Raw genomic sequence first — 6457 nt, forward strand, 5'->3', positions numbered from 1 at the left:
ATCGGTTTCGACGACGTGACCCCGGCCGGCCTGGCGCCCTACCGGCTGACCACGATCCGCCAAGATGCCGCCGGCCTCGCCGCCCGTGCGGTGGCGCTGATGCTGGAGCGCGCCGAGGAGCCGGCCCGGCCGGCCGCGATCGACGTGGTGCCGGTGGCGCTGGTGCGGCGGGAGACGGTCGCCGCCCGCTAGCTCAGCTCCTTGGTCATGAACACCCGGCTGGTGCCCGGCGGGTCGCAGGCGACCTCGCCGAACACCCGCCAGCCGTGGCGGCGGTAGAACTCCGGCGCCTGGAAGCTGATGGTGAACAGGATGCCGGCGCGGCAGCCGCGGCGCCGCCCCTCCTCCTCCATCATCTGCAGGATGCGGCTGCCCAGCCCGCCGCCGCGCAGCCGTTCCGGCAGCCAGAACAGCTCGACGAACAGCACCCCCAGCGAGGTGCGCCCCTTGGCGCCGCCCAGGATCTCGCCGCTGCCCGGGTCGCGGACCACGACCGAGAGCGGCCGGCGGTCGCTGTAGCCGGTGACGGCGTCATTATAGGCGTTCAGCCCGTCATTGATCAGGGCCTCCAGCCGTTCGTCGGCCGTCTCGGTCAGGACGATCTCGGGATCGCTCATCGCCGCCTCCGTCACTCCGCCCCGCGCCTCACGACACCCGGCGCTGCACCCCGTCGATCGGCGACAGGTGTGAGACCAGCCGCTTGCCGGTCCAGTACAGCAGCCGCACCAGCGGCGGCTCAATGCCGACCGTCAGCTCCGCCCCCTGCTCGAGGTTGAACCCGACCGCGTGCGACGGGCTGGGACCGATCGAGGCCGGGATGCCGGCAAAGGTGGAGTCGACCGCACGATGGACATGGCCGCACAGCACATGCACCACCTGACGGTGCCGCACCAGCACGCGGGCCAGCCCGTCGCCATTGCCGCAGCGCCAGCCATCCATCCGGGTCATGCCGGTCTCGAAGGGCGGGTGGTGCATGAACACCAGCGCCGGCTGCTGCGGCGCCTCCGCCAGCCGGGCGTCGAGCCAGTCCAGCCGCTCGTCGCACAAAAGCCCTTCGATCCGGCCCGGGATGGTGGTGTCGAGGCCGATCAGCCGCAGGCCGCCGGTCTCGCCGGCGATGTTCAGGAACGGCCCGTCGGTGCCGACCCCGGCATGGCCGGCGAAGGCCTCGCGCATCGCCTCGCGCGAATCATGATTGCCGGGGATCGCCAGCATCGGCAGGCCCAGCGGCGCCAGCGCCTTGCGGAACAGCTGGTACGATTCGACGTCGCCGCGGTCGACCAGGTCGCCGGTGACCAGCAGCAGGTCCGGCCGCGGCGACAGCGTGCCGAGATGCTCGACGCAGCGGCGCAGGGCGCCGAGCGCGTCGATTCCCGTCTCCACCGCCACCTCCGGCGTGGTGACGTGGGTGTCGGTGATCTGGGCGATCAGCATGAACGTCCGGTCCTCGGCGCCGCGCAGCGGGACGGGGTCGGCACGGTCGCGCGGGCCGCGCCGGCCCGATTCAATCCCAGAGCGTTACACCGGCGGCGAGGCCGAGCGCCAGCGCCGGATGCACCGTCCGGGCCCCGGCCCGCGACACCGAACGGTTATTGCGCGCCGAGCGCGACCGGCAGGCTGAGCGTGTCCTTGCCGCGCACCACGGTCAGGGTCACCGAGGTCTGCGGCCGCATCAGGCCGACGGCGTTGCGCAGCGCGGTAGCACCGTCGATCGGGTGCCCGTCCAGCGCCGTCACCACGTCGCCGACCTTGAGGCCGGCCGAGGCCGCGACGGTGCCGGGGACGATGCCGGTGATCAGCGCGCCCCGGGTGGCGGCGGAGATGCCGCGCGACGTCGCCTTGGCCGGCGTCAGGTCCTCGATCGCCACGCCGAGCCGGGCGCGGGACACCGAGCCGTACTTCTCGATCTGGTCGATCGAGTTCTTGACCATGTGCATCGGGATGGCGAAGCCGATGCCGGCATTGGCGCCCGACGGGCTGATGATGGCGGTGTTGATGCCGACCAGATGGCCGTCGAGGTTGATCAGCGCGCCGCCGGAGCTGCCGGGGTTGATCGCCGCGTCGGTCTGGATGAAGTCCTCATAGCCCTCGATGCCCAGGCCGCTGCGGCCGGTGGCGCTGACGATGCCGAGCGAGGCGGTCTGGCCCAGGCCGAAGGGGTTGCCGATCGCCACCACGAAATCGCCGACCTTGGGCATGTCGGTGTCGTCCACCGGCAGCTCGGTGGTCAGCCCCGTCGCCGGGATGCGCAGCACCGCGATGTCGATGTCGGCCGCCGAGCCCACCACCTGGGCCGGAACCTCGTTGCCGTTGCCGAGGGTGACGCCGATCTCGGTGGCGTTCTCGACCACATGGGCGCTGGTGATGACCAGGCCCTTGGCGGCGTCGACGACGACGCCGGAGCCGACGCTGCGGAACGCCTTCTCCTTCTCGCCGCCGAAATAGCGCCGGATGTCGGGGTCGCGCAGCATTTCGGCGCTGGGGCGTACGGTGCCCTTGACCTGGACGTTGACCACCGCCGGCATCGTCCTGGTCAGCAGCGGGTTCAGCGTCGGCAGCAGGGTCCCGCTCGAGGCGGAGCCGGCCGAGCCGCCGGAGTTGCAGGCGGACAGCGCCAGCATCGCAGGCACGATCAACAGCGTCAGGATGCGGCGCATCAAATCTCTCCTTCCGATCCGCTGGAAGATGTGCGCCGGTTCGCGCCAAGCGTCCAGGACTGGGTGATTCCCGACCATCGAACCCGCGAGGGCGGCGAAAGTTCACCGGGGCAGCGGGCCAGGGTGGCGGCAAGAGCGGCCCGGGGGCAAGGGTTTTGCGATCGGAGTGACACGGCCCCTCCCATCCCGGCGCCGGCCGGGGTATAGAGTCGGACATGACGGCTGTGTGACATCGGCGTCGGCGACAGGCGTCGGGCTGCGATCCGCTTCAGATCCGGAGGAATTTCATGACCGCGACCGACCAGGCCGACAGCGCGGATATCGAGGCTTTGGCGAAATTTTTGTCCGAATCCGACGCGACCGCGGTGGCGCCCTACGCGCTGGTGCGCCGCGGCCGGATCAAGTGCTTCTTCGACAACCCGTCGACCGCCACGGAAAGCGGCATCCAGGCCTATGCCGACCGCGCCTTCACCGTGATCGACGTCCGCGCCCGGCAGGTCGTGCGGAGGCGCTGAGGGGGCGGCGTTGAGGTGACATTCCCATAGCCTGTCATCCTCGGGCTTGACCCGAGGATCCAGGGGCTTTCAAGAGCCGCTCTCGGTGACCCCTGGATTGCCGGGTCAAGCCCGGCAATGGCAATAGGGGTGCAGCTCCCGCCTTCAGCGATCCTCGATCGCCCTCTGCCGCAGCAGGTGGTCGGCCAGGACGCAGGCCATCATCGCCTCGCCCACCGGCACGGCGCGGATGCCGACGCAGGGGTCGTGCCGGCCCTTGGTCAGGATCTCGGTGTTATGGCCCTCGATGTCGACCGTGCGCCGCGGCGTCAGGATCGAGCTGGTCGGCTTGACCGCGAAGCGCACCACCACCGGCTGGCCGGTCGAGATGCCGCCGAGGATGCCGCCGGCATTGTTGGCGGTGAAGCGCAGCTCGCCGTCATTGCCCATCAGCATCTCGTCGGCGTTCTCCTCGCCGGACAGGACAGCGGCGCCGAAGCCGGCGCCGATCTCGACGCCCTTGACCGCGTTGATGGTCATCATCGCCCGCGCCAAGTCGCTGTCGAGCTTGTCGTAGATCGGCTCGCCCCAGCCCGGCGGCACGCCCTCGGCCACCACCTCGACCACCGCGCCGGTGGAGGAGCCGGCCTTGCGCACGCCGTCGAGATAATCCTCCCAGCGCGAAGCCGTCTCGGCATCCGGGCAGAAGAACGGGTTGCGGTCGACCTGGTCCCAGTCCCAGCGGTCGCGGTCGATCTTGTGCGGGCCGATCTGCACCAGCGCGCCGCGGATGGTGACGCCGGCCAGGATCTTGCGGGCCACGGCGCCGGCGGCGACCCGGCAGGCGGTCTCCCGCGCGCTGGACCGGCCACCGCCGCGCGGGTCGCGGATGCCGTATTTCTTCCAGTAAGTGTAGTCGGCATGGCCGGGCCGGAACTTGGCCGCGATCTCGGAATAATCCTTGCTGCGCTGGTCGGTGTTCTCGATCAGCAGCGAGATCGGCGTGCCGGTGGTCTGGCCCTCATAGACGCCGGACAGGATCTTGACCTCGTCGGCCTCGCGCCGCTGGGTGACGAAGCGCGACTGGCCCGGCTTGCGCTTGTCCATCCAGGGCTGGATGTCGGCCTCGGCCAGCGGGATGCGCGGCGGCGTGCCGTCGACCACGACGCCGATGGCGGGCCCGTGGCTTTCGCCCCAGGTGGTGAAGCGGAACAGGGTTCCGAAGCTGTTGCCGGCCATTTCCGTATCCGCCCGGGCTCAGCCCTCTCGGGCCACGCGGTCGAGGGCGTCGCCCTCGAGCCGATAATAGATCTTCTGCGCCAGCCGCGCCGCGCCGATCCGATCGTAGAGGCGCTGCGCCCCCTCGTTCCAGGTCTCGGTGGTCCAGTCGAGCCGGGTGCAGCCGCGCTCCTGCGCCAGCCGGGCCAGGAAGCGCAGCAATGCCTCTCCGGCTCCGAGGCCGCGCGCGCCGTCGCGGACATACAGGTCCTTCAGTTGCAGGTGCCCGGTCAGCGCCCGGCCCGGGAACAGCATGCCGAAGCTGGCGACGCCGACCGCCTGGCCGTCGAGCTCGGCCAGGGCGATCTCGGTCGGGTGCTCGCCCCAGACATAGCGATCGACCCGCTCGGCCGTCACAGCATCCGGATCGAGCGTGCGGCCCTGGGCGTAGTGCCGGTCCAGGTCCTGGAACAACTCCGTCACGGCCGCGCGGTCGGCTTCCGTGGCCAGCCGGACCATGACGGCGGGCGCGCTCACGGCTTCGGCGCCAGGCTCTGCAGCAGCTCGGCCGTCGCGGCCGCGTTGTCGACCGCCACCATGCCGACGGTGTGGTAGCCGGCGTCGACGTGGTGCACCTCGCCGGTGACGCCGGAGCCGAGGTCGGACAGCAAGTACAGTCCGGCGCCGCCGACCTGTTCGATGGTGACGTTGCGCTTCAGCGGCGCGTTCAGCTCGTTCCACTTCAGGATGTAGCGGAAATCGCCGATGCCGCTGGCGGCCAGGGTCTTGATCGGGCCGGCCGAGATGGCGTTGACGCGGATGTTGCGGCCGCCCAGGTCAACCGCGAGGTAGCGCACGCTGGCCTCCAGCGCCGCCTTGGCCACGCCCATCACGTTGTAGTGCGGCATCACCCGCTCCGCCCCGTAATAGGTCAGGGTCAGCAGGCTGCCGCCCTCGGTCATCAGCGGCACCGCCCGCTGCGCCACGGCGGTGAAGCTGTAGCAGGAGATGTCCATGGTGCGCAGGAAGTTGTCCCGCGTCGTGTTCAGGTACAGGCCGTCGAGCTCGTTCTTGTCCGAGAAGGCGATGCCGTGCACCAGGAAGTCGAGCCGGCCCCAATCGCGCTCCAGCGTCTGGAACACCGCGTCGATGCTGGCCTGGTCGGTGACATCGCAGGGCAGCACATGGGTCGAGCCGACGCTCTCCGCCAGCGGCTTGACACGCTTGTGCAGCGCGTCACCCTGGTAGGTGAAGGCGAGCTCCGCACCCTGCGCCGCACAGGCCGAGGCGATCCCCCAGGCGATCGACCGGTCGTTGGCGACGCCCATGATCAAGCCGCGCTTGCCTTGGAGGAGCGGAGAAGGGACCGTCATTGCAGAGCCTCAGTTGGGGTCAGGACACCCGAACGGGGCGCGCCGCGGGTCCTCGGGACAGTGCCGGGGATCGTACACGAACGCCCTATCGGGTCAAATATGGGCTGATGAATGGCATCGGGACCGGGTGATCGGCAAGAGCAGAGCCGGAGTTTCAGCCAGAGGATCCATCACTGGGCGAAGGCGATCTACACCTTCGGCCGCTATGCCGTGCTGCGCTTCTGGAACGACCGCGGGGCCCAGGCGGCCTCGGCCCTGACCTATTCCTCGCTGCTGGCGCTGGTGCCGATCGCCACCATCGCCTTCTCGATCCTGTCCGCCTTCCCGGCCTTCGGCGTGATCAAGGGCGCCGCCCAGGCCTGGCTGGTGGAGATGCTGGTGCCCGAGGTCGGGCACACCGTCCTGAACTACCTGGAGGGGTTCAGCCAGAACACCGGGCGGCTGACCGCCTTCTCGATCGTCGGCCTGGTGGTCAGCTCGGTGCTGCTGCTGGCCACCATCGAAGACGCGTTCAACGGCATCTGGCGGGTGAAGGAGCAGCGGGCCTGGCTGGTGCGGATCGTCACCTTCTGGGCGATCCTGACCTTGACGCCGATCCTGGTCGTGGCCAGCTTCTCCTTCACCATCAACTTCTTCGGCAGCCATGGCGGCGGCGTGGCGCAGCAGCTGTGGTCGCCCTTCATCGGCTTCGTGCCGCTGGTGCTGCAGTTCATCG

9 protein-coding genes are annotated in these 6457 nt (G+C 69.9%); 3 read left to right on the forward strand and 6 right to left on the reverse strand.

What is annotated here, in order from left to right:
- Nucleotides 1-192 (forward strand): substrate-binding domain-containing protein (locus tag ABDW35_RS29445; protein WP_343717407.1); only part of this gene is annotated, 192 nt, incomplete at its 5' end.
- Here ABDW35_RS29445 and ABDW35_RS29450 read toward each other — a convergent pair.
- From ABDW35_RS29450 to ABDW35_RS29460, 3 genes are all read right to left on the reverse strand, one after another.
- A complete protein-coding gene (locus tag ABDW35_RS29450; protein ID WP_343717408.1) occupies nt 189-617 on the reverse strand; it encodes a GNAT family N-acetyltransferase in 429 nt (142 codons plus the stop codon). The genes ABDW35_RS29445 and ABDW35_RS29450 overlap by 4 nt on opposite strands.
- Nucleotides 618-645: 28 nt before the next feature.
- Entirely contained in the window at nt 646-1434 is a 789-nt protein-coding gene (locus ABDW35_RS29455) for a phosphodiesterase (protein WP_343717409.1), read from the reverse strand.
- A gap of 155 nt (nt 1435-1589) precedes the next feature.
- A complete protein-coding gene (locus tag ABDW35_RS29460) occupies nt 1590-2657 on the reverse strand; it encodes a trypsin-like peptidase domain-containing protein (protein WP_343717410.1) in 1068 nt (355 codons plus the stop codon).
- A 287-nt stretch (nt 2658-2944) separates the two neighbouring features.
- Between ABDW35_RS29460 and ABDW35_RS29465 the strand changes: the two genes are divergently transcribed.
- Nucleotides 2945-3172: a hypothetical protein gene (locus ABDW35_RS29465; protein WP_343717411.1), complete on the forward strand. Its 228-nt coding sequence runs from the start codon at nt 2945-2947 to the stop codon at nt 3170-3172.
- Between the two features lie 144 nt (nt 3173-3316).
- Here ABDW35_RS29465 and aroC read toward each other — a convergent pair whose 3' ends face one another.
- From aroC to fabI, 3 genes are read right to left on the reverse strand one after another with little or no spacing between them, the layout of a single operon-like run.
- A complete protein-coding gene (gene aroC, locus ABDW35_RS29470) occupies nt 3317-4390 on the reverse strand; it encodes a chorismate synthase (RefSeq protein ID WP_343717412.1) in 1074 nt (357 codons plus the stop codon).
- An 18-nt stretch (nt 4391-4408) separates the two neighbouring features.
- Nucleotides 4409-4906 carry a GNAT family N-acetyltransferase gene (locus ABDW35_RS29475; protein ID WP_343717413.1) on the reverse strand — a complete coding sequence of 166 codons (498 nt, stop codon included), beginning with the start codon at nt 4904-4906 and terminating at the stop codon, nt 4409-4411.
- Nucleotides 4903-5742: an enoyl-ACP reductase FabI gene (fabI, locus tag ABDW35_RS29480; protein WP_343717414.1), complete on the reverse strand. Its 840-nt coding sequence runs from the start codon at nt 5740-5742 to the stop codon at nt 4903-4905. The genes ABDW35_RS29475 and fabI overlap by 4 nt, the downstream gene beginning before the upstream one ends.
- A 111-nt stretch (nt 5743-5853) precedes the next feature.
- Between fabI and ABDW35_RS29485 the strand changes: the two genes are divergently transcribed.
- Nucleotides 5854-6457: YihY family inner membrane protein (locus ABDW35_RS29485; protein WP_343717415.1), on the forward strand; the 604-nt coding region annotated here is incomplete at its 3' end.

Source organism: Inquilinus sp. (genome assembly GCF_039594555.1).
Taxonomy (GTDB): domain Bacteria; phylum Pseudomonadota; class Alphaproteobacteria; order DSM-16000; family Inquilinaceae; genus Inquilinus.

What these genes read in the sequence shown, in the direction of transcription:
- ABDW35_RS29455 (WP_343717409.1), bottom strand. Translation starts at nt 1,434, where the DNA reads ATGCTGATCGCCCAGATCACCGACACCCACGTCACCACGCCGGAGGTG.
- ABDW35_RS29460 (WP_343717410.1), bottom strand. Translation starts at nt 2,657, where the DNA reads ATGCGCCGCATCCTGACGCTGTTGATCGTGCCTGCGATGCTGGCGCTG.
- ABDW35_RS29450 (WP_343717408.1), bottom strand. Translation starts at nt 617, where the DNA reads ATGAGCGATCCCGAGATCGTCCTGACCGAGACGGCCGACGAACGGCTG.
- ABDW35_RS29465 (WP_343717411.1), top strand. Translation starts at nt 2,945, where the DNA reads ATGACCGCGACCGACCAGGCCGACAGCGCGGATATCGAGGCTTTGGCG.
- aroC (WP_343717412.1), bottom strand. Translation starts at nt 4,390, where the DNA reads ATGGCCGGCAACAGCTTCGGAACCCTGTTCCGCTTCACCACCTGGGGC.
- fabI (WP_343717414.1), bottom strand. Translation starts at nt 5,742, where the DNA reads ATGACGGTCCCTTCTCCGCTCCTCCAAGGCAAGCGCGGCTTGATCATG.